17 protein-coding genes are annotated in these 21,079 nt (G+C 63.3%); 8 read left to right on the top strand and 9 right to left on the bottom strand.

The window, feature by feature from the left end:
* Positions 1-447: 447 nt before the first annotated feature.
* On the bottom strand, positions 448-948 hold the full coding sequence (locus HOLFODRAFT_RS0202690) for a hypothetical protein (protein WP_005031829.1): 501 nt from the start codon (positions 946-948) through the stop codon (positions 448-450).
* A gap of 686 nt (positions 949-1,634) precedes the next feature.
* On the opposite strand from HOLFODRAFT_RS0202690, the gene HOLFODRAFT_RS0202680 reads away from it, so the two are divergent.
* The 3 genes from HOLFODRAFT_RS0202680 to HOLFODRAFT_RS22470 all read left to right on the top strand — a co-directional run bounded on the left by HOLFODRAFT_RS0202680 (position 1,635) and on the right by HOLFODRAFT_RS22470 (position 5,731).
* Complete coding sequence (locus HOLFODRAFT_RS0202680; RefSeq protein ID WP_425280002.1) at positions 1,635-2,675, top strand: integron integrase; 1,041 nt, start codon at positions 1,635-1,637, stop codon at positions 2,673-2,675.
* A gap of 84 nt (positions 2,676-2,759) precedes the next feature.
* Positions 2,760-4,547 carry an ABC transporter ATP-binding protein gene (locus tag HOLFODRAFT_RS18965; RefSeq protein ID WP_005031822.1) on the top strand — a complete coding sequence of 596 codons (1,788 nt, stop codon included), beginning with the start codon at positions 2,760-2,762 and terminating at the stop codon, positions 4,545-4,547.
* Positions 4,544-5,731, top strand: coding sequence for a shikimate kinase (locus tag HOLFODRAFT_RS22470; RefSeq protein ID WP_005031820.1), 1,188 nt, complete (start codon positions 4,544-4,546; stop codon positions 5,729-5,731). Before HOLFODRAFT_RS18965 ends, HOLFODRAFT_RS22470 begins: the two co-directional genes overlap by 4 nt.
* Positions 5,732-5,738: 7 nt before the next feature.
* On the opposite strand, the gene HOLFODRAFT_RS0202660 is transcribed toward HOLFODRAFT_RS22470, so the two are convergent.
* Positions 5,739-7,016 (bottom strand): MFS transporter, encoded by a 1,278-nt coding sequence (locus tag HOLFODRAFT_RS0202660; RefSeq protein WP_005031819.1) that lies wholly within the window; start codon positions 7,014-7,016, stop codon positions 5,739-5,741.
* A gap of 193 nt (positions 7,017-7,209) precedes the next feature.
* On the opposite strand from HOLFODRAFT_RS0202660, the gene tnpC reads away from it, so the two are divergent.
* Positions 7,210-8,586, top strand: coding sequence for an IS66 family transposase (tnpC, locus tag HOLFODRAFT_RS0202655; RefSeq protein ID WP_005031817.1), 1,377 nt, complete (start codon positions 7,210-7,212; stop codon positions 8,584-8,586).
* A gap of 202 nt (positions 8,587-8,788) precedes the next feature.
* Here the strand turns inward: tnpC and HOLFODRAFT_RS0202650 are convergent, their stop codons facing one another.
* On the bottom strand, positions 8,789-9,898 hold the full coding sequence (locus tag HOLFODRAFT_RS0202650; protein ID WP_005031814.1) for a uroporphyrinogen decarboxylase family protein: 1,110 nt from the start codon (positions 9,896-9,898) through the stop codon (positions 8,789-8,791).
* A 153-nt stretch (positions 9,899-10,051) separates the two neighbouring features.
* Here HOLFODRAFT_RS0202650 and HOLFODRAFT_RS22465 point away from each other — a divergent pair, with 153 nt between their 5' ends.
* Positions 10,052-10,939: a LysR family transcriptional regulator gene (locus HOLFODRAFT_RS22465; protein ID WP_005031812.1), complete on the top strand. Its 888-nt coding sequence runs from the start codon at positions 10,052-10,054 to the stop codon at positions 10,937-10,939.
* A gap of 59 nt (positions 10,940-10,998) precedes the next feature.
* On the opposite strand, the gene HOLFODRAFT_RS0202640 is transcribed toward HOLFODRAFT_RS22465, so the two are convergent.
* Positions 10,999-12,177 carry an acetyl-CoA C-acyltransferase family protein gene (locus tag HOLFODRAFT_RS0202640; RefSeq protein WP_005031810.1) on the bottom strand — a complete coding sequence of 393 codons (1,179 nt, stop codon included), beginning with the start codon at positions 12,175-12,177 and terminating at the stop codon, positions 10,999-11,001.
* Between the two features lie 161 nt (positions 12,178-12,338).
* Between HOLFODRAFT_RS0202640 and HOLFODRAFT_RS18945 the strand changes: the two genes are divergently transcribed.
* The 3 genes from HOLFODRAFT_RS18945 to HOLFODRAFT_RS22460 are packed head-to-tail and all read left to right on the top strand — an operon-like array spanning position 12,339 to position 14,655.
* Positions 12,339-12,809 (top strand): nuclear transport factor 2 family protein, encoded by a 471-nt coding sequence (locus HOLFODRAFT_RS18945; RefSeq protein ID WP_005031808.1) that lies wholly within the window; start codon positions 12,339-12,341, stop codon positions 12,807-12,809.
* Entirely contained in the window at positions 12,809-13,321 is a 513-nt protein-coding gene (locus HOLFODRAFT_RS0202630) for a V4R domain-containing protein (protein WP_005031806.1), read from the top strand. Before HOLFODRAFT_RS18945 ends, HOLFODRAFT_RS0202630 begins: the two co-directional genes overlap by 1 nt.
* The gene (locus tag HOLFODRAFT_RS22460) at positions 13,318-14,655 is read left to right on the top strand and encodes a GGDEF domain-containing protein (protein WP_005031803.1); all 1,338 of its coding nucleotides are present in this window, start codon (positions 13,318-13,320) and stop codon (positions 14,653-14,655) included. Before HOLFODRAFT_RS0202630 ends, HOLFODRAFT_RS22460 begins: the two co-directional genes overlap by 4 nt.
* A gap of 291 nt (positions 14,656-14,946) precedes the next feature.
* Here the strand turns inward: HOLFODRAFT_RS22460 and HOLFODRAFT_RS0202615 are convergent, their stop codons facing one another.
* The 5 genes from HOLFODRAFT_RS0202615 to HOLFODRAFT_RS0202595 form a co-directional block, all read right to left on the bottom strand.
* Positions 14,947-16,032, bottom strand: coding sequence for an adenosine deaminase (locus HOLFODRAFT_RS0202615; protein ID WP_005031800.1), 1,086 nt, complete (start codon positions 16,030-16,032; stop codon positions 14,947-14,949).
* A gap of 288 nt (positions 16,033-16,320) precedes the next feature.
* Positions 16,321-17,445 carry a BMP family ABC transporter substrate-binding protein gene (locus HOLFODRAFT_RS0202610; RefSeq protein WP_005031799.1) on the bottom strand — a complete coding sequence of 375 codons (1,125 nt, stop codon included), beginning with the start codon at positions 17,443-17,445 and terminating at the stop codon, positions 16,321-16,323.
* 90 nt (positions 17,446-17,535) lie between these two features.
* A complete protein-coding gene (locus tag HOLFODRAFT_RS0202605) occupies positions 17,536-18,456 on the bottom strand; it encodes an ABC transporter permease (protein ID WP_005031797.1) in 921 nt (306 codons plus the stop codon).
* The gene (locus HOLFODRAFT_RS0202600) at positions 18,456-19,541 is read right to left on the bottom strand and encodes an ABC transporter permease (protein ID WP_005031795.1); all 1,086 of its coding nucleotides are present in this window, start codon (positions 19,539-19,541) and stop codon (positions 18,456-18,458) included. Before HOLFODRAFT_RS0202600 ends, HOLFODRAFT_RS0202605 begins: the two co-directional genes overlap by 1 nt.
* Complete coding sequence (locus HOLFODRAFT_RS0202595; RefSeq protein WP_005031793.1) at positions 19,528-21,048, bottom strand: ABC transporter ATP-binding protein; 1,521 nt, start codon at positions 21,046-21,048, stop codon at positions 19,528-19,530. The genes HOLFODRAFT_RS0202600 and HOLFODRAFT_RS0202595 overlap by 14 nt, the downstream gene beginning before the upstream one ends.
* Between the last annotated feature and the right edge of the window lie 31 nt (positions 21,049-21,079).

Here is a 21,079-nt window from a genome sequence, read left to right as displayed (position 1 = left end):
CCTGCGGGACCCCCAGGGCTGACCCACTCGCGCCGCGGCGATCCCGGGCAGTTCCCTCCGCGTCGGCCTACGGCCTCCGCTCCGGGAACCACCCGGGATCGCCGCATGCACCCTGAAAAACGAGAGAGACGGGATTCAGATCCTGCGCCCAGGAAGGACTGCTTCTGGAGAGCAGAAGTGGGCTGATTCTGGAGAGCGTTGAAGCTGAGGACCCCCAGAACGAGGCCTTTTTGAAGGAAAGCGAGGAGACTTGGAAAGCTGGTAAAAGCCTTGTGAACGGCGCTGAAGCCAGACGGAGCGACGCGCCTAACGAAAGGAGTTAACCGGACCAACAGCCGGTGGGATGAGCGAAGGGGACGAGAAAGCGGAGTGCATGGGGGAGATTGGAAGATCGTGGCTGTTGGGTCCGGGTTGAACGGCTGGTTAGGCCGTGAAGTGATTTACAAGCTATTGGTTTGAAGAGGACAGACTTTTCTCAAGCATTGACCGCCACTGGTTTGCGCGCGGGAAGATAAAGATGCCGCCAGCGACGGTGACTAGAAGCATGGCGAGAGTAAGGCTGGAGAGGTCTGGACCAAACATGAATCCAAGAACCAAGCCATAGATCGCAATCGTCTCTAGGCCGGCACTAGCGATTAAGACGGAAACTAGGTTTAAACCCAGGACGGAGGATGGTTTAAACCGGATCTTGGTTTGAAACAGTCGAAGAAGCACTAGCACGGCGACAAAGGTTATCGCTGAGATCGCAAGGAGGATGATTACCGGAGGGCTTGTAAATGGAACTGATTTAAAACCGATGAGGTAGCCCTTGATATTACCTTTCAAGACTGCTGCCAGGTATACCGCCGCATACATTGCAATTGACCCAAAGCAAAGGGCAGCGACGATCAGGCGACTAATGAGTAACTGCGCACTCAAGCTTTTTTCCTGCTTCTGGTCAAGGGACATGATAGATCCTGGCGGCCGGTCGCGGCCTAACGAAAGGAATTAACCGGACCAACAGCCGGTAAACGGTGCGAGGGGGAAGGATGCGAAGGAATCATGCGGAGAAGACTTGGAAGTAGATCGCGGCTGTTGGGTCCGAGTTGAATGGAAGGTTAGGCGCGCTGGGCTTTTACCTGGGAGTGGGACGCGGCGGGAGGAACGGTGAACGGAGCGTGGACCTGAACGAAAGGGCGCTGGCCGGGAGGCGTTGAGGAGGCCAGGTGGAACGAGACGAAGGGCGGATCGGGCAAGTGGTGGATGAGGAAACGATGAAATGAGCGTATCCGAAAAGGCGATGAGGGGCGAATGCCATGGAGTGAACACTGAGGAACCCCAGAACGAGGCCTTTTTGAGGGAAAGCGAGGAGACTTGGAAAGCTGGTAAAAGGCTTGTGAACGGCGCTGAAGCCAGACGGAGCGACACGCCTAACGAAAATTGGGCGACGCAATTCAACGTGTGTTGAGTGCGCCTAACGTTGTTGGGGGGGTGGTGGGGGTTGGTTGGGGTGGGGGATGATTAGGCGTACTGAATAAGGGGGATTGGGTGGCGAAAAAAATGCGATAGAATGCACCATTCGTTGTTAGGATGAATGGTAGGGCAATCCGTCGTTTACCTCAATGGGCGAACTCATGAACCATGCGGAGGTGGTCATGCGTGAGGAGTTTAGGCAGACCGGTGAAGGGCGGATGGAGGGGGTTCCGGGGAACCCTCCCAAGCTGCTGGACCAGTTGCGGGAGAGTCTGCGGGTGCGTCACTACAGTCTGCGGACGGAGGAGGCCTATGTGGACTGGGCGAGGCGCTTCATCCTCTTCCACGGGAAGCGGCATCCGAGGGAGATGGGGGCAGGGGAGGTCGAGGCTTTTCTGACTCATCTCGCGGTGCAGCGCGGGGTCTCCTCTTCGACCCAGAACCAGGCCAAGGCGGCGCTGGTGTTTCTTTACGGTCAGCTTCTGGGCCTGCAGCTTCCATGGCTGTCGGAGGTGGTGATGGCCAAGACGGCACCCCGGCTGCCGGTGGTGCTAAGTCTGGGCGAGGTGCGCGCCCTCTTTGATCAGATGGAGGGGGTCATGGCGCTGGTGGCCCAGCTGCTCTACGGGACCGGCATGAGGCTGATGGAGGGGTTGCGTCTGCGGGTGAAGGATATCGACTTCGACCGCCGGGAGATCCTGATCCGGGATGGGAAGGGGGGGAAGGATCGGGTGACCATGCTGCCTGATCTTCTGGTGCCGCCGATTCGGGCTCATCTGAGCAAGGTTTGCGCACTCCATGAGCGCGATCTGGAGGAGGGCTTCGGCGAGGTTGCCCTGCCGGATGCCCTGGCCGAGAAATTCAAGGCTGCGCCGCGGGCCTGGGGGTGGCAGTGGGTCTTTCCCTCCCACCTGCGTTCGGTGGACCCGCGGTCGGGGGTGATGCGCCGCCATCATCTCCATCCGGAGAGTGTCCAGAAGGCTGTCCGGCTGGCGGCGCGGGCTGCGGAGCTGGCCAAGCCCATCTCGCCCCATGTCCTGCGCCATAGCTTCGCCACCCACCTGCTGGAATCCGGCCATGACATCCGCACCATCCAGGAGCTGCTGGGGCACAAGAACGTTGAGACCACGATGATCTACACCCATGTGCTCAACCGTGGGGGGCACGGGGTCGGGAGCCCCCTGGACCGGGTGGGGGCGAAGCCGCTCAAGGTCAGGGCTTGATCCGGGGGATGAAACGCGGCTGTCTCTTCCCTGATCGCTCAGTCCGCTTGCGGGGTCCGGGCCGATGCATGAAAGAATGTCTCCATGGCGGATTCCAGCAACACCTTCTTCCACAGTGACCAGGTCGAGCAGCAGCCCATGCGGCACATGCTGCTGTGGCGGCTGGTGTCCTATCTCAAGCCCTATTGGCTGGGGCTGCTGGTGCTGCTGGTCCTGATGGCGGCGGGGGCGGCGCTGGAGGTGGTGCCTTCGGAGTTCACCCTGCGCTTCCTGGACCACCACCTGGCCACCGGGACCCTCCGGGGCTCTGGTCCCCTGGTGGCTGCCTTCATCGGCTCCCTGGTGCTGGCTTTCTTCGTGCAGCTGGGGCGTTACGCCCTGCTCTCCTGGGTGGGGCAGCGGGCCATGCTGGACCTGCGCCAGGAGCTCTTTGCGCACCTCATGCGCCGTTCCACCAGCTTCTTCCACCACAACCCCGTGGGGCGCCTGATGACCCGGGTGACCACGGATGTCCAGAACCTCAACGAAATGTTCTCCTCGGGCTTCGTGGCGGTGGTGGGCGATGCCCTGACCCTGCTGGCCATCATCATCTGGATGTTCTCCAAGCACGTGGGGCTTTCCCTCATCGCCCTGGGGATCATGCCCTTCCTGCTCCTGGCCACGGAGATCTTCCGGCGCCAGGCCGGGGAGGCCTTCCGGGAGACCCAGGGGCGCTACGCGGCCATCCAGGCATTCCTCCAGGAGCAGCTCAGCGGCATCAGCCTGGTGCAGCTCAATGCGCGGGAGACCAGCAGCCGCGACGCCTTCGCGGGGCTCAACCGCAGCTACCTGGATGCCTTCATCCGCACCATCTTCGCCTACGCGGTCTTCTTCCCGGTGGTGGAGTTCATCACCAGCGCCACCCTGGCGGCCCTGATCCTCTTCGCGGGCTACAAGCTCCAGGCCGGGGCCCTCACCATGGGCCTGCTCCTGGCCTTCATCCAGCAGTCCGGGCGTTTCTTCCGGCCCATCCGGGAGCTGGCGGAGCGCTACAACGTCATGCAGACCGCCATGGCCAGCAGTGAACGGATCTTCAAGCTTCTGGACAACCAGGACGAAATCCGGGAGATCGAGCATGCCCAGGTGCCCACCTTCCGCCACGAGCTGCGCCTGGAGGAGGTCTCCTTCGCCTACGACGAGGGGGGGCGGGATGTGGTCCGGGGGCTTTCGGGGGTCATTCCCCGGGGCAAGCGGGTCGCCGTGGTGGGCCATACCGGCGCCGGGAAGAGCACCCTCATCAACCTGCTGATGCGATTCTACGATGTGGGGAAGGGGCGCATCACCCTTGATGGCCTGGATCTGCGGGAGCTTCGGCTCAAGGAGCTCCGGGGGATCTTCGGGCTGGTGCTTCAGGATGTCTTCATCTTCTCTGGAAGCCTGGAGGAGAACATCCTCCTGGGGCGGGACAGGGATGCCGCCCGCCTCCTCTCCGTGCTGGAGCAGAGCCAGCTGGAGGATCTGGTGTCGAGGCTTCCGGAGGGCCTGGAAACCCAGGTGGGGGAGCGGGGCCAGAAGCTCTCTGCCGGGGAGCGCCAGCTGGTGGCCTTCGCCCGCATGCTCTACGGACGCCCCGAGATCCTGCTCCTGGACGAGGCCACTGCCAATATCGACAGCGAGACGGAGCACAAGATCCAGACCGTCATCGAGCGGGTGAGCCACCGCCTGACGACCTTCACCATCGCCCACCGCCTCAGCACCATCCGGGATGCGGACGAGATCTGGGTGATGGACCAGGGGCGCCTCATCGAGCGGGGCAACCACGATGCCCTGCTGGAGCAGGGCGGGCACTATGCCAAGCTGGTGAAGCTGCAGTTCGAGGCCGTCTCCGCATGATGCATTTCCCCCCGATCTACCCCATCACCGATGCCAGGCTGGCCATGCCTCTGGCGGAACAGGTCCGTCACCTCGGCGTTCTGGGCTTCCCCTTGGTCCAGTTCCGGGGCAAGCCCCTGGATGCCCGGGAACAGTGGCTCCAGCTTCGGCAAGCGCTGCTTGAGTCCGCTGATAACGGCGGCTGGCCCCTGATCGTGGTCAACGACCGCTCGGATCTGGCGGTGCTGGCGGCCCAGGAGGGGTTCGCTCCCTGGGGCCTGCACCTGGGACAGGATGATCTGCCCCCCTCGGAGGCCCGCCGCCTGCCGGGCCTGGAAGGGCTTCACATCGGCACCTCCACCCATGACGAAGCGGAGTGGCAGCGGGTGGATCCCGCCTGCGATCACGCCGGATGCGGCCCCTTCCGAGGCACCGCCACCAAGGGGGATCATGCCGAACCCATGGGCCTGGAGGGGCTGCGGATCGGCTGTGGGCTGCTGCGGGCCAGGGACGTGGCCCCCATCGCCATCGGGGGGCTGACCCTGGGGGATGCCAGGGACTGCTTCGAGGCCGGAGCCGAGAGCCTGGCCATGGTGGGGGAGATCTGGAGTGCACCGGATCCTGCCGAGCTGCTTTGGGAGGCCCAGTGCCTCCGCTGGCGTCAGCGGCCCGCAGTCCATGCGGGTCGGGGGGTGCTCATCGTGGGGGGCAGCGGCGGTGGCAAGAGCACCCTGGCCAAGGCCCTGGCTCCCAGCCTGGGGCTTCCCCTGGTGGATCTGGACGACCTCATCGAGGAGCGCACCGGCACCAGCATCCCCGATATCTTCGCCTATGCCGGCGAAACGGGCTTCCGGGATCTGGAGACCCGCCACATGGCGGAAGCCCTGCGGACCCCTTGCGTCCTCTGCCTGGGGGCCGGGGCCTGGCAGCGGGAGGAGAACCGCGTCCAGGCGCTGGCTTCCGGGTTCGCCTGCCTCTGGCTGGCGGAGAGCCCCCACAAGGCCTGGGATCGGGTGGCCGGGGATCCCCACCGTCCCCTGGCTCAGGAGCGGGCCACCTTCATGGCCCGCTGGCGCAGCCGCATCGCGGCCTGGAGCCGCCTGCCCATGGTGCTCCCCCTGGGCAGGGGCCCGGAGGAGCTGGTGGAGGCGATGCTGGGACACACGGGCCCCCTGAACGGGGGCCTGGTGTCCATGAATCGATAGGGTCGGATCAGCCTTCCTGTAGAGGTTTGAATCCAGGCTCCTTTGCCAGGAGCGCGGAGGGTGCCTTGAGGAAGCTTGAGAAGATCAGCCCGGCGACGCACACGATGCCGATGGTCATAAGGGAAGCCTGATAGAGGCCCGTGTGGTGCAGGAGGGCCGCGCCCACGACCACGCCTACGGTGCCGCCCACCATGCCCAGGCCCATCCAGATGCCCACCACCTTGCCCACGATATGCCCCGGGAAGTTCATGGAGACGAAGGCGATGCAGTTGGGGATGATCCAGCCCTCGAAGAAGCCGATGGCGAAGAGGCAGAGGGGGAGCACCTTGAGGTTTCCGGCGATGGCAGGCGATTTCAGGCAGAGGACGCCCAGGGCCATGACCACGAAGGCCAGGGTGCAGGCGATCCGCACCTTGCCCTTGAAGAGCTTGGCCAGGAGGAAGCCGCTGAGGGTGGAACCCACCATCATGGAGATCTGAACCATGCCCATGAACTTCCCGGCGTTCAGGATGCCGTGGCCAGCTCCCAGGGGGGGCTGGGCGGAGAGGTAGACCGGCGTGAGATCGTTGACGGCGTTGAAGGCCCAGCTCATGCAGAAGATGGCCAGGATGCCGAAGTAGAAGACAGGCAGCCTGGCCACCTTGGCGAAGTCATGGGAGGCCGCCGCTGAGGCGCTGTGATGGGCGTCCATGGGGACCGGGGGCTTGGGGCCGAAGGGCACCATGACGAGGAGGACGAGACCCACCAGCGGGAAGATGGAAAGCCATGCGCCGATGGCTCCGATGCTATGGGTGCTCATGAAGGCCATGGGGGCGAATGCGAAACCGAGGGCGATGCCCAGGGCCACGCACATCCCCTGGATGCCGGTGATTGGGCCCCGCTGCTGGAAGGGGAACCAGACTGCCGCGATGGAGCCCACGGAGATCGTCACCGGGCCCGCCCCCAGTCCAGCGATGCACCGGGTCAGCAGCATGCCGTTGAGGGTCTGTCCCAGGACCGGCGTGAGGAGCATGCCCCCGGCCACCAGGATGGAGCTGACGATGAGAGTGGGAGTGACGCCGAACCTGTCGCAGCAGATGCCGCCGACGATGGCGCCGATGGACACGAAGATGGAGAAGGAGACCATGACGGCCCCTGTCGTGACCCCCAGGGGCGCATGGAGGCTTCTGGCGACCTGCTCCATCAGGGGGGCTGGCCAGATGAGGCTGACCCCCTGGCCGATGGTGGCCACAATGAGGGCGAAGAACACGAACCATCTGAATTTCGGGTAGACGATCTCTGACATCCATTCCTCCTGGAAGGGTGTGGGGTGAAGTTGAAAAGAGTCAACGCAGAGGGCGCGGAGGGTTAAAAAGAAAGGGCGCAGAGAAAAACAGGAAGACTTCAGACCTGTATCTGTTTTGTAGCCGTTCAGGTATTTCGCACTTGATATGAATGGCTAGGTTGTACTTTTCGTTCAGGGCTGCAAGGCTTGAGAGATGGACGAACTGCAGCGGCAAGTTGACGAGCTGAAGGCCCTGTTGGCGGCCTCTCTGCAACGCATCCAGGAGCTGGAATCCAAGCTCACCCAGAACTCCGGCAACAGCTCGAAGCCTCCCAGTTCGGACATGGGTAGGAAGCGCAAGCCACCGGTAGATCCGAGTGGACGGAAGCGGGGCGGTCAGCCGGGTCACGCCGGAAAGACCCGGGAGCAGGTTCCGCCCGAGGAGGTGGATGAGGTGAAGGACGCCGATCCCGAGTCCTGCGAGAGATGCGGGGAATCCCTGGAGCAGGCTCCCCGCCGGGATGCCATCATCCGGCAGTTCTGCGAGTCGCCGGCGTTCCGGGCCTTCATCACGGAGCTGAGGCAGTGGTCCAAAGCCTGCCCCCGGTGCGGGCATGTCACCCGGGCGGCTGCGCCGGTGGGAACCCCGAAGGGTGCTTTCGGCCCCCGCCTCCAGGCGCTCACCGGGATGCTCTCGGGGCGATTCCGATTGACCAAGCGGGAGATCATGGTGATGCACCGATCCGTCTTTGGCGTGCGGATGTCGCTGGGCTCCGTGGCGGCCTGCTGCAAGTCGGTGAGCGAGGCTGTGGCCCCGACTGCCAGAGCGATCCACGAAGAGGTGAAGGCCTCCCCAGTGGTGCACGCCGATGAAACGGGGTTCGGTCGCTGCGGAGAGGATCGGATGTGGCTCTGGGTCGCCGCAACGGCGGAGGCCGAAGCCTTCCGACTTCTGCCAGGACGGGGCCAAGCGCAGGCCAAGGACATCCTCGGCGAGGACTACCCGGGCATCATCCAGCGCGACCGATGGAAGCCCTACGAGAAGTTCCTCAAGGCCAAGCACCAGCTCTGCCACAGCCACATTCGACGTGACGTGCAGGGGATGTTGGAGAGCAAGGGTGAGACGGGAACCCAGGGCTGCATGCTGAAGCTGGCCAGCGACAAGGCTTTCCATCTGTGGCACCAGTGTGAGCAAGAGGAAATCAGTCGGGAGGAACTGGCCAAGGGGACACAGTCGATCCAGGCGGAGATGCGGGAGCGGTTCGAGATCCTGGCGAAGCACCCCGATACCACCAAGAAAGCACGGGGGACAGCCAACGATCTGCTCCGGCAATGGGATCGACTCTGGACCTACCTGACCCATGAAGGGGTGGTGCCGACCAACAATGAAGCCGAGAGGGCGATCCGCAAGGCGGTGCTGTGGCGGAAGGTGAGCCTGGGGGTGGAGAGCGAGCATGGCGCCCGCTTTGTGGAGCGCATGCTGACCCTGGCAGGCACGGCCCGGAAGCGCGGCGTGGACCTGCTGGAGTGGCTGACTCAGGCCATGAAGGCCAGCCTCGTCGGAATCGCCGCACCGGATTTCACAGCCTGATGCGGTCCCCGTGGAATCAGAAACCCCCTCCATGCGGAGGGGGCTGAACGGCTACTCTGTTTTGAGCTAGTTGATGAATTTGTTAATTATTAAACGTGAAGTCCTTGGAGATTGGGACAGGGCAACCCTCTGCCAGCAGGCTCTCCGCGCCCTCTCTCTTTTTCTCTGCGCCCTCTGCGTTGAATCATTTTTTTTAGGGCCGCTACTTCCCGGTGGCCGCGGCCACCATGGCCTTGACGTTCTCGACCTTGGCGTTGGGGGGCACCTGGCAACCCGCGCCGAGGATGAAGCCGTTGCCCATGTCCTGGATCAGCTTGGTGCTGTATGCGTGGACTTCATCGGGTGTGCCCAGGGCCAGCAGGGAGGCCGGGACATCACCGAAGAGGCACATGTGGTCGCCCAGCACCTCCTTGAGCTTGCGCATGTCGGTGGAGTGGTCGCTGGCGAAGATGCACTGGCCCTTGGGGAGTTCCTTGAAGAATTCCAGATCCCGGTCCCAGCAGGAGTCGAAGTGGAGGAAGACCTTGGCACCGGCCTCCACGATGGTTTCCACGGTGCTGCGGACGTAGGGCCAGACGAAGCGCTGCCAGGCCTTGGGGGAGAGGAACTCACTGGCACCCCGGGCCACGGCGAAGTAGACCGCGAAGGGCTTCACGGCGGCGATCTGGGCCTTGAGGCTCTGGAGGTTCTCGGCATGGGCCACCTCCATGGCCGCATGGACCTTGTCGGGGGTGCGGAACATGTCCTTGGAGAAGTTGGCCAGACCCCGCCCCGAGCAGAAGGTCTCGTAGGGGATGAAGGAGGGGATGGGGCAGAGGGGCAGGATGCCCCGGCCCACGAAGTTCATGGCGGCCTTGTGAAAGTCCGTGGCCAGGTAGACCTGGGCGTCGGCGCCGGTCTGGGGCAGACGGCGGCCCAGGTAGTCGCCCAGGAAGGGGCCCATGCCCTGCTCGACGATGAGGTCATAGTCCTCGGCGCTCATGAGGCTGACTTCTTCGACCTGCCAAGGCTCGTCGGGACCCAGTTCCCGGCCCGGCAGCTTGTTCTTGGAGAGCCAGGCGGCCCCCAGGATCTGGGCCGTGGGCACCAGGGACTCGGCGGCGTCCACCTCCCCCAGGGAGGCGAAGCACTCGGCCATGATTTCGCTGCCCCGGTTGGGATCGGCGATGAAGTCCGAGAGTTGTACGCCCATGGCCTTCCCGCAGAAGGCTTCGGCACAGATCATGACCGGGGTGCGGTCGGGTTTCCCCAGGGCGATGGCTGTCGAGAGCCTAGCGACACTTTTCCCCAGCTTTTCTTGCGGATTGAACACGAACGACCTCCGGTTATTGAGCTTTTGACCGATGGTAGGTGTCCATTATGGGTGAGGGAAACGAAACGTTTTTTGTTCTGCTATAAGTCAGATTTATGTCCAGAATCCATCGTGGGTCTGTATATCCTGGCTTCTGATTCCCGGGTGTGTTCAATGGATCTGGAGCGGCTGAAATACTTTCTGGCTGTGGCGGAGTGTCTGAGCTTCACCAAGGCCGGGGTCCGCCTGCACCTGACCCAGGCGGCGGTGAGCTACCAGGTATCCGCCCTGGAGCAGAACCTCGGGTTCAAGCTCTTCAAGCGGGATACGCACCGGGTGAGCCTGACCCGGGCCGGGAGCTTTCTCCTCAAGGAGATGCAGGAGGTCATGGCCAAGTGCGAATTCGCCATCCAGCAGGCCCGGAAGCTGGAATCCGGGCTTATCGGGGAGATCACCCTGGGCTACCTGGGGGGCATCGAAAAGAAGTTCATCCCCACCTTCTTCAAGCGTTTCACCCACGATCATCCCGAGGTGACCGTTCATTTCCAGGGCTATAACATTCCCAGCCTCATGCAGGCCATGGAGACGGGAACCGTGGACGTGGCCTTCACGGTGACGGTGGGAATCGATGACCTCAAGGGCTTTGAGTCCATCAAGCTCTTCTCCGATATCCCGGCGGTGCTCATGTTGCCGGATCACCCCCTGGCGGGCAGGAGTGCGCTGAGGGTGGAGGACCTGGCAGGCCTGCCCCTCGTGGCCATGGCCCCTGAAGTCAGCTCCGCCACCTCGGACTGGCTGGGGGATCTCTTCGCGCGTCACAAGCTTCGACCGAACGTGGTCCGGACTGCCAGGGATCCCGGAACCCTCATGATGCTGGTGGAATCAGGCCTGGGGCTCACCATCCTCACGCGCCACGTGGCGAAGCTCTACCCCAATCCCCACCTCCACTTCGTGGATCTGGTCAGCGAGGATGCCAGGGTTGACTCCCTGGTGCTCTGGAAGCGGGACAACGACAACCCCTGTGTGCCCACCTTCCTGAAGAGCCTGGGGATCAGGCCCTGAAAAGATCCACCTCCAAGCAGCCCCGCGCGGCGGGGCTGCTTGGAGGTGGATCTTTTCCCTTACACCCGCTCGAAGATCGCCGCGATCCCCTGTCCACCGCCGATGCACATGGTGGCGAGGGCGTAGCGGCCCTGGATGCGCTCCAGCTCGTAGAGGGCCTTGGTGGCGATGAAGGCGCCGCTGCAGCCGATGGGGTGGCCCAGGGCGATGGCGCCACCGTTGGGATTGGTCTTCATGGGGTCCAGGCCCAGGGCGCGGGAGACAGCGATGGCCTGTGCGGCGAAGGCCTCGTTGGACTCGATGACATCCATCTGGTCCAGGCTGAGCCCGGCCCGCTGGAGAGCGAGCTTCGTGGCGGGGATGGGGCCCTCGCCCATGATTTCGTGGGAGACCCCGGCCACAGCGGAGGAAACGAGGCGGGCTACGGGCTTGAGGCCTTCCCTCTGGGCGGTGGCGGCGTCCGCCAGAACGAAGAATGCGGCGCCATCATTGAGGCCCGAGGCGTTGCCGGCCGTGACGGTGCCATCCTTCTTGAAGGCGGGCTTCATCTTGGCCAGGGCCTCAAGGCTGGTGGCCTTGGGGTGCTCGTCGGTGTCGAAGAGGATCTCGCCCTTGCGGGTCTGGAAGGTGAGGGGCAGGATCTGGGACTTGAATCGCCCCTCGGCGATGGCCCTGGCGGCCCGGTTCTGGGATTCCAGGGCCACGGCGTCCTGTTCCTCACGGGTGATGCCCCATTTGGCAGCCACGTTTTCTGCGGTCATGCCCATGTGACCGGCTCCGAAGGGGTCGGTCAGGGTCGCCACCATCATGTCGGCTATGGCGACATTCCCCATGCGGGCGCCCCAGCGGCAATCTGAACTGAGGTAGCCACCTCGGGACATGACCTCCACGCCGCCGCCCACGCCGAAATCCACCTCGCCGCAACGGATGGCCATGGCCGTGGAGACGATGGCCTGGAGGCCCGAGGCGCAGAGCCGGTTCACGCTCATGGCCGTGGAGTCCATGGACATTCCGCCCTTGATGGTGGCGGTCCGGGCCACGTAGGGAAAGCGGGCGTCGGTGGGGATCACGTTGCCGACGATGGCGTAGGGGACTGCCGCGGGATCCACCCCGGCCCGTTTGATGGCCTCCCGGATCACCAGGCCTCCCAACTCTCCGGGTTCCATGTCTTTGAGGGCGCCACCGAAGGTGCCTATGGCAGAGCGGACGGCGCTCAGGATAACGATTTCGCGGTTCATGGGTCTCCTCGGGAAGCAGTAAGCCAATGGTCAGCGGTGCTCCAGGAGCGCCGCTGAGGATTTATTCGATTCTGCCAGAGCCTGGGGCGATTGCAGACTTGGTGGTGGGACCAGGGCCCATCTGCCAGAATCGAGTTTCCACCAAACAGGACGGAGTCCCCATGTGTGAATCAAACATTGCCCAGGTTCAATGGCTGATGGACCGGGCCCAGATCAGCGATCTGCTCTACAGCTTCGCCTCCTGCATCGATGCCAAGGACTACCTAGGCTACGCGGACAATTTTGTGGATGGCGGATACGTGGAACTTCCCGAGCCCACCTCCAAGACCGGCGAGACCTTCAGGATGTTCAAGGAAAAGATGCCGGAGCTGATGCCCCACGGGCTTGGCAAGTACAAGGGCACCCACCACATCAGCACCAACCACCAGATTACGATCCAGGGGGATACCGCGACTTCCCGGTCCTACCTCCAGGCTGTGCACATCGGCGAGACCCCCTTCGACCACTGGGATGGGGGGGGGTGGTATGACAGCACTTACCGTCGGACGCCCCAGGGATGGAAGTTTGTCAGCGTGAAGCTGAACGTCGTCTGGCTGAGTGGCAGCCCCGTCCAGATGAAGGCGGATATCTGATGTCGGCTTCCAGATTTGAATGGTCGCAGCTGGGGGACATCCAGGGTGGTCGCCCCAATCTGGGGGGCGATACGAGGGTCGCTGTGTACCGTTTGATGCAGTTCACCCTCCGCTCGGTCCTCGAGAAGGAATTCGGCGAGGACCGGATGCGGAGCCTGCTCATCCAGGCTGGCTACCTGGCTGGCTCGGAGTTCTGCCGAAATGTTCTGGACACCGGCCTCGCCTTGGGCCCCTTCATCGCCCAGCTTCACGCCAAGCTCCTGGAGCTGTCGATCGGGGTCCTGAAGGTGGAGAAGGCGGATGCCGAGAGAATGAGCTTCGTGGTGACGGTATCCGAGGATCTGGATTGCTCCGGGCTTCCCCTTGCTGGAACTACGGTGTGCGACTATGACGAAGGCTTCCTCCAGGGCATCTTCGAAGCCTATACGGGCCAGGCCTTCATGGTGAAGGAAGTGGACTGCTGGTCCACCGGCGAACGAACCTGTCGCTTCGCCATCCACCCGTTGCCATGAGCTCCCAGGAGGAGGCTCTCCTGGGGCGTCTTCGGACGATTGTCCAGGCGATGAACCTGGGGGCCATCCCCGTTCTGGAGCCTCTTCCCGAGGTCGAGGATCCTTCCCTCGGGGCGCTGGCGGCGGATATCTTCCAGATGGGGAAGCAGTACGCTGACAGCTATACCTTCCTTCTGGATCTGGCCAAAGGGAATCTGGATGCCGAAGCGCCTTCTCGCAGCTACTGGGCTGCTCCTTATAAACAGCTCCAGGCGGAACTCCGGCATCTGACCTGGCAGATCCAGGAGATCTCCAGGGGGAGTCTGGATCACCAGGTCTCCTTCTCCGGGGACTTCGCCCAGGCCATCAATGCCATGATTGAGGCCCTGCGGGAGAAGGAGCAGCTCGACGAGCAGAACCGGGCCAACGCCCAGCTCTTCAAGACGATCTTCGAAACCTCGGCCGATGGCATGCTGATCGCGAATCTCCAGGGGTGGGTGCTGTACCCCTCCAGGTCTGGAACGGAGATGCTCCTCCTGGACGAGAGCGACTATGCGCAGGGGGTCAACCTCTTCGATTACATCCACCCCGGGGATCGGGAGAAGGCCCGCCATTCCATCATGAGGCTTCTGCGGGGGGAAACGACCGGATTCTCGGAATACCGGGTGCTTCGCAAGGACGGCACTCAGTTATGGAACGAAAGCCACGCTGCTGTGCTGACGAACGCACAGGGAGAGCCGGACCGGCTTTTCGTCGTCTTCCGGGATATCACCCAGCGGAAGGCCGATGAGGAGAAGCTGCGGGCCTACTCGGAGGAACTGGAGAGGCTCAATGCCAAGCTGTCGGAATTGGCCACCACCGACGCTCTGACGGGTGTTTTCAATCGCCGCAGTTTCGATTCCCGCCTCCAGCAGGAGGTTCAGCGTGCCATCCGCTTCAGCGGGTGCTTCTGTCTGGTGATGTTTGATATCGACCACTTCAAGCGCTTCAACGACCACTATGGGCACGGGGCTGGGGATCTGGTGCTGGTCTCGGTCTGCGGGGCGGTGGGGCTGCACATCCGGCAGGTTGATGGCCTGTATCGTTACGGAGGCGAAGAGTTCATGGTAGTCCTCAGCGAGACCAGCCTGGAACAGGGACTCCTGGTGGCGGAGAACCTGAGGGCTCTGGTGGGGGGACTGGAACTTTCGCACAACGACACCCCCTTGCCATCGGTCACCGCATCCTTCGGGGTCTGCTGCTCCTCAGAGATGGAGGGACTGGAGGCTGCGCGCCTGGTAGAGGCCGTGGACGCTGCCCTCTACCAGGCCAAGGCCTCCGGGAGGAACTGTGTGCGGATGGCAAGGGCGAAATAAACATGATTTTATTCATGTTATATGAATATTTATTTGATTAAATATAATGCGCATCTCAAACTATGGTATTTGGCTTATCAAAGCCTATAATCTGGAATCTTTTCATCCTGGCCATCCTGTATATCCTGTTTAAAGAAGAACAAGAACAGGATATACAGGATGGCCAGGATGAAAGCAGAATTTAGCTATCCTTTGTCGTGTTGAATGCGATGATGCGCTCCGAAAATATACGTTTTAACTTGTGTGAATTGGTGCCCCTTGAGTCTTTGCGTTGGGATTGATTTTCTTGGCTTACTTTCCAGATGATGGGGTTGTTTTCTCCCGAAACACCGCATCCAGCTCCACGCACCACCGCATCTTGTCCGCCTCGGGGGCGAAGCTGCCCTGGAGGCTGTTCTGGGCCAGCAGCCATGCTTCGCGGGCTCCCAGCTCGGGCAGGGCGTCAAAGGTCTCCTGGAAGTTCTGGAGCAGGTAGCCTCCGAAGTAGGCGGGGTCGTCCGAATTGATGGTCGCCGCCAGGCCAGCCTTCAGGAGGGTGGGTAGGTTGTGGCTGGGGAGCCCTGGAAAGACCCTCAGCTTGACGTTGGAGAAGGGACAGACCGTGAGGGGGATGCACTCCCGGGCCAAGCGTGCCACCAGAGCCGGGTCCTCGAGGCAGCGAACGCCGTGATCGATGCGCTCGACCTTGAGGATGTCCAGGGCCGAGTGAATGTAGGCCGCAGGGCCCTCTTCTCCGGCGTGGGCCACGACGTGCAGCTCCAGTTCCCGGCAGCGGGCGAAGACCCGGGCGAACTTCTCCGGGGGATGGCCCAGTTCGCTGCTGTCCAGCCCGACACCGATGACGTGTTCCCTGAAGGGCAGGGCCTCTTCCAGGGTGGCGAAGGCATCCTCTTCGCTGAGGTGGCGGAGGAAGCAGAGGATCAGATCGGCGCTGAGGCCAAGCTCCCGTCGGCCCTTGGCCAGGGCTTCTGAAAGGCCCCGGATGACGGTACCCATGGCTACGCCCCGAGCTGTGTGGGTCTGGGGATCAAAGAAGATCTCGGCGCGCACCACGCCGTCCCCGGCCGCCCGCTGCAGGTAGGCCCAGGCCATGTCGAAGAAGTCCTGTTCCAGGATCAGGACGCTGGCCCCGGCGTAGTAGATGTCCAGGAAGCTCTGGAGGTCCTGAAAGGCGTATGCGGCTCGCAGGGCCTCTATGCTGGGATAGGGCAGGGACACCCCGTTGCGGCGGGCCAACTCGAAGATCAGCTCCGGCTCGAGGGAGCCCTCGATGTGGATGTGGAGTTCCGCCTTGGGCATGCGCCGGAGGAGCTGCGGGAGGGCCGAGGGAGGGATGGCGTCGAAGTCGATGGGAGGCACGGGCTGACTCATGGCCATAGCTTACAGCACATGGAGTTCCAGGCCCGAGTGTCCCGGTGAACTGTGGCATCTTCTTCTATCCCCTGAATCCCCTTCATCCTGGCTAATTTTGTTTTTAAAAGATCTTAAGCCAGGATGAAGGGGATGAATAGGATGGCAAACCGGAGGCGTTTGTCAGCCCATGAGCAGCTGGGGGGGCCGCACCTCCCAATTTCATTTGATGGAAGGTTCCTGGTCAATGACATGAAAACGGCGGCGCAAATGGGTCAGCCCATCTGCGCCGCTGTTCAGTGCTTGAGCCCGGTTCTACTTTCCGCCGGGAACCTTGGCGTCCACGCCCTTGACGAAGAACTTGATGCCGCCGAGCCATTCGTCGTCAGCCACCTTGCCCTTGGCCAGGACTTCCTTGCCGGTGTTGTCCTGGATGGGGCCCTGCCAGATGACATGGCTGCCATCCTTCAGGCCGGCCTTGACCTTCTCGACCTTGGCCTTGAGGTCCGCGGGGACCTTGTCGGAGATTGAGACGAGATCGATGGCGCCTTCCTTCACGCCCCACCAGGCCTTGCCGGTGGTCCACTTGCCTTCCATGGCGTCCTTGGTGGCCTTGATGTAGTAGGGCGCCCAGTTGGCGACAGCGGAAGCCAGGTGGGCCTTGGGGCCATAGGCGTGCATGTCGGAATCCCAGCCGATGCCATACTTCCCGGCCTTCTCGGCGGCCTGGAGCACGGCGCTGGAATCGGTGTTCTGCATCAGCACATCCACGCCCTGGTTGAGCAGGGACTGGGCGGCTTCGGTTTCCTTCGGGGGATCGAACCAGGCGTTGACCCAGACCACCTTGGTCTTGATCCTGGGATTCACGCTCTGGGCGCCCAGGGTGAAGGAGTTGATGTTGCGGATCACCTCGGGGATGGGGATGGAGCCCACCACGCCCAGGGTATTGGTCTTGGTCATGCCGCCAGCCAGGACACCGGCCATGTAGGCGCCTTCATAGGTGCGGCTGTCGTAGGTGCGGAGGTTCTCGGCGGTCTTGTAGCCCGTGGCGTGCTCGAACTTGACGTTCTTGAGGTCGGCGGCGGCCTTGAGCATGGGCTCCATGTAGCCGAAGGTGGTGCCGAAGATCAGGGTGTTGCCCTGGCTGGCCAGATCGCGGAAGACACGCTCGGCATCGGCGCCCTCGGGGACCTTCTCCACGAAGGTCGTCTGGATCTTGTCGCCCAACTCCTTCTCCAGCGCCTTGCGGGCGTTGTCATGGGCGAAGGTCCAGCCGCCGTCGCCTACGGGGCCGACGTAGGCGAAGGCGACCTTGAAGGCCTGGGGCTTGGCAGGTTCGGCGGGGGCTTCCTTCTTCTTGTCGCAGCCGATGAAGGCAGTGGCTGCCACGGCAGTGCAAGCGACCAGCTTGCAAAGCAGGCTCGTTCGGGATGGGCGCATGGTTGGGCTCCGGGATGGGTTGAGTTGTGAGGATCAACCCAGGATTATGAACCCGGGCGGCTCCAGTGTCACGCCTTCACCTCGACCCGATCAGCCCTCCGGGAAGAAGGCCTTGCCCAGGGAGGCGGGCATGTTGGCACGGATCCAGGCCGGGTTCCTGGAGATGAGCACCAGCACCGCGATGGTGGCCAGGTAGGGCAGCATGGTCAGGAACTGGCTGGGGATCTGGACCCCCTGCCCCTGGAGGTGGAACTGGAGCATGGTGACGCCCCCGAAGAGGTAGGCGCCCAGCAGGATCCGACCGGGCCGCCAGGTGGCGAAGGTCGTGAGGGCCAGGGCGATCCAGCCCTTGCCGGAGACCATGCCCTCGACCCAGAGGGGGGTGTAGATCACCGAGAGGTAGGCCCCGGCCAGGCCGCAGAGGGCACCGCCCGTGACGACAGCAGCCAGGCGGATCCTGCGCACAGGATAGCCCAGGGCGTGGGCCGATTCCGGGTTTTCCCCGATGGCGCGAAGCACCAGCCCCGAACGGGACCGATAGAGGAACCAGGCGATGACCACGGCCAGGGCGATGGCCAGGTAGACCATGGGGTGCTGCTTGAAGAGTGCTGTCCCCAGGAAGGGAATCTTGGACAGACCGGGGATCTCGAAGTGGGGCCGGGGACCAAGCTTCTCCTGGGTGTACTTGATGCCTGCGAAAGCCGAGAAGCCGGAACCGAACAGGGAAAGGGCCAAGCCCGTGGCGTACTGGTTGGCATTGAGCCAGATCACCAGGTAGCCGAGGGTCGCGGCGAGCACGGCGCCCATGGCACCCCCCGCCAGGAAGCCCATGAGATCGCTGCCGGTGTGGACCCCCGTGGCGAAGCCCGCGAAGGCCGCCATGAGCATGATGCCCTCGGCGCCGAGGTTGACGATGCCCGCCCGCTCATTGATGAGGAGACCCAGCCCGGCCAGGGCCAGGACCGTCCCGGCGTTCAGGGTGGCGGCGGCCTGAAGAGCCCAGGATTCCATCACGCCTCCTCGCTATGCTTGGGCTTGCCGACCCCGATCCAGCGCAGACGGTTGAGGATCAGGGTATCGCAGCCCAGTAGGGTGAACAGGAGCAGGCCCTGGAAGACGCTGGTCATGGCCTTGGGAAGCCCGAGACGGGACTGGGCCAGCTCCCCCCCGATATAGAACAGGCTCATCAGGAGGCTTGAGAAGACGATGCCCACGGGATGCAGGCGTCCGACGAAGGCCACGATGATGGCGGCGAATCCGTAGCCCACGGAGAGGTAGGGGGTGAGCTGGCCCATGGGACCGGCCACCTCAAGGGCGCCCGCCAGACCGGCCATGCCCCCGGAGATCAGGAGTCCGATCCAGAGGGCCGAACGGGAAGAAAAGCCTGCGTAGCGGGCGGCGGCGGGAGCCATGCCCCCCACCTGGAGTTGGAAACCCCGGTAGGTTCGGAAGAGGAAGACCCAAAGGGCGGCCACTGCCACGATGGCGATGATGACGCCGATGTTGGCCCGGTAGCCCACCATCAGGCGGGGGATCTTGGTCACGGACAGGAAGGTGATGGTCTGGGGGAAGTTGTAGCCGTCGGGATCCTTCCAGGGGCCGTAGACCAGGAAATCCAGGAGCTGCTGGCCCACATAGACCAGCATGAGGCTCACCAGGATCTCGTTGGCGTTGAAGCGGTCCTTGAGGAAGGCTACGATGCCGGACCAGATGGCGCCTCCGATGACGCCGGCCAGCAGGATCGCCACAACGATCCAGCGTCCCGTGCCTGGACCTGCCTGCATGGCCACCCAGCTTGCTGCGACGGCACCCAGGAGATACTGTCCCTCGGCCCCGATGTTCCAGACATTGGCGCGGACGCAGACCGCGAGGCCCAGGGCGATGAGCAGCAGGGGCACGGCTTTCACTGCCAGTTCGGAGATGGCCTGGGCATTCTTCAGGGGTTCGACGAAGAAGATCTCAAGGCCCTTGACGGGATCCTTGCCAAGCCAGATGAACAGGCAGACCCCGATGAGCACCGTGATGGCCAGTGCGATCAGCGGCGAGGCGCAGGACATGAGGCGGGAGGGCTGGGGGCGGGCCTCAAGCTTGAACATGGGCTGCCTCTCTGGGCCAGAGGCCGCTCATCCATTCACCGATCTGTTCCACGGTGGTCTCGTGGGCCGGGATGCTGGGTGACATCTGTCCCTGGGCGATCACCACGAGGCGATCGCTGATCTCGAAAAGCTCGTCCAGTTCCTCGCTCACCACCAGGAGGGCGCATCCGGCGTCCCGGAGTTCCAGGAGCTCGGCCCGGATGGTGGCGGCGGCGCCCACATCCACCCCCCAGGTGGGCTGGGAGAGGATGAGGACCCGGGGAGCGGCGTCCACCTCCCGCCCCACGATGAATTTCTGGAGATTGCCTCCGGAAAGGCTCTTGGCGGGGGCGTGGGGGCCGGGGGCCGCCACGTTGAACCGTTGGATCAGGCTTTCTGCGAGCTTGAGAACCTCGCTCTTGTGGATCCAGCCGGTGCGGGAAACGCTCTCGTGGCGGGTCAGCAGGGTGTTCTGGGCCAGGCTGAGCATGGGAACAGCCCCCCGTCCCAGGCGTTCTTCAGGCACGAAGTGCAGGCCCCGTTTGCGCCTCGGGTCAGGGCCATCGTGGGAGATGTCCTGACCGAAGAGCTCGATGCTGCCCTCGGGGGAGCGGCGATCCTCGCCGGAAAGGGCCGCCATCAGCTCGTTCTGGCCGTTGCCGGAGACACCGGCGATGCCCAGGATCTCCCCTGCGCGTACCTCCAGCGATATCCCGGAAAGGCTGGTCCCATAGGGATCCTGCTTGGGAAGCTTCAGTCCCTTCACCGCCAGGGCCACCTCGCCCAGGTGGGCCTCCCGGTGCTTCAGTTCCGGGGGCTCGGCCCCGATCATCAGGCGGGACAGGCTGGCATTGGTTTCCTGGGTGGGATCCACCTCGCCGGTGACCTTCCCGCCCCGCAGGACCGTGCAGTGGTGGCAGAGGGTGCGGATTTCGTTCAGCTTGTGGCTGATGTAGAGAATGGAGCAGCCCTGCTGGGAGAGTTGGTTCAGGGTGATAAACAGCTTTTCGACGGCCTGGGGGGTGAGCACGGAGGTGGGCTCGTCCAGGATCAGGAGCTGAGGCTTGGCCAGGAGGGCCCGCACGATTTCGACGCGCTGACGTTCGCCCACGGACAGGGTGTGCACGGGCCGGAGGGGATCCACATCCAGGCCGAACTCCTCAGCGACCTCACGGATCCGCTGGATGACCCGGGCAAGGGGAATGCTCCGGTCCAGGCCCAGCCAGACGTTCTCCGCCGCCGTGAGGGTGTCGAAAAGGGAGAAGTGCTGGAAGACCATGGAGATCCCCAGGGCCCGAGCCTCGTGGGGGTTCCGGATCTTCACAGGCTTGCCGTTCCAGCGGATCTCGCCCTCGTCCGGGCGCACGGCCCCGTAGATGATCTTCATCAGGGTCGATTTCCCGGCCCCGTTCTCCCCGAGCACGGCGTGGATCTGCCCGGGTGTGACACGAAGATTCACGCCGTCGTTGGCTTTGACGGCAGGGTACTGCTTGCTGATTCCATTCAGCTCAAGGCGCAATTCAGTCATGGTCGTTCGGTGCGTTCCGGGGTTGGGATGA

The sequence above is a fragment of the Holophaga foetida DSM 6591 genome, from assembly GCF_000242615.2.
Classification (GTDB): Bacteria; Acidobacteriota; Holophagae; order Holophagales; family Holophagaceae; genus Holophaga; species Holophaga foetida.
The sequence above is the reverse complement of the archived record's forward strand: the minus strand, read 5'-3'. Positions and strand labels throughout refer to the sequence as shown.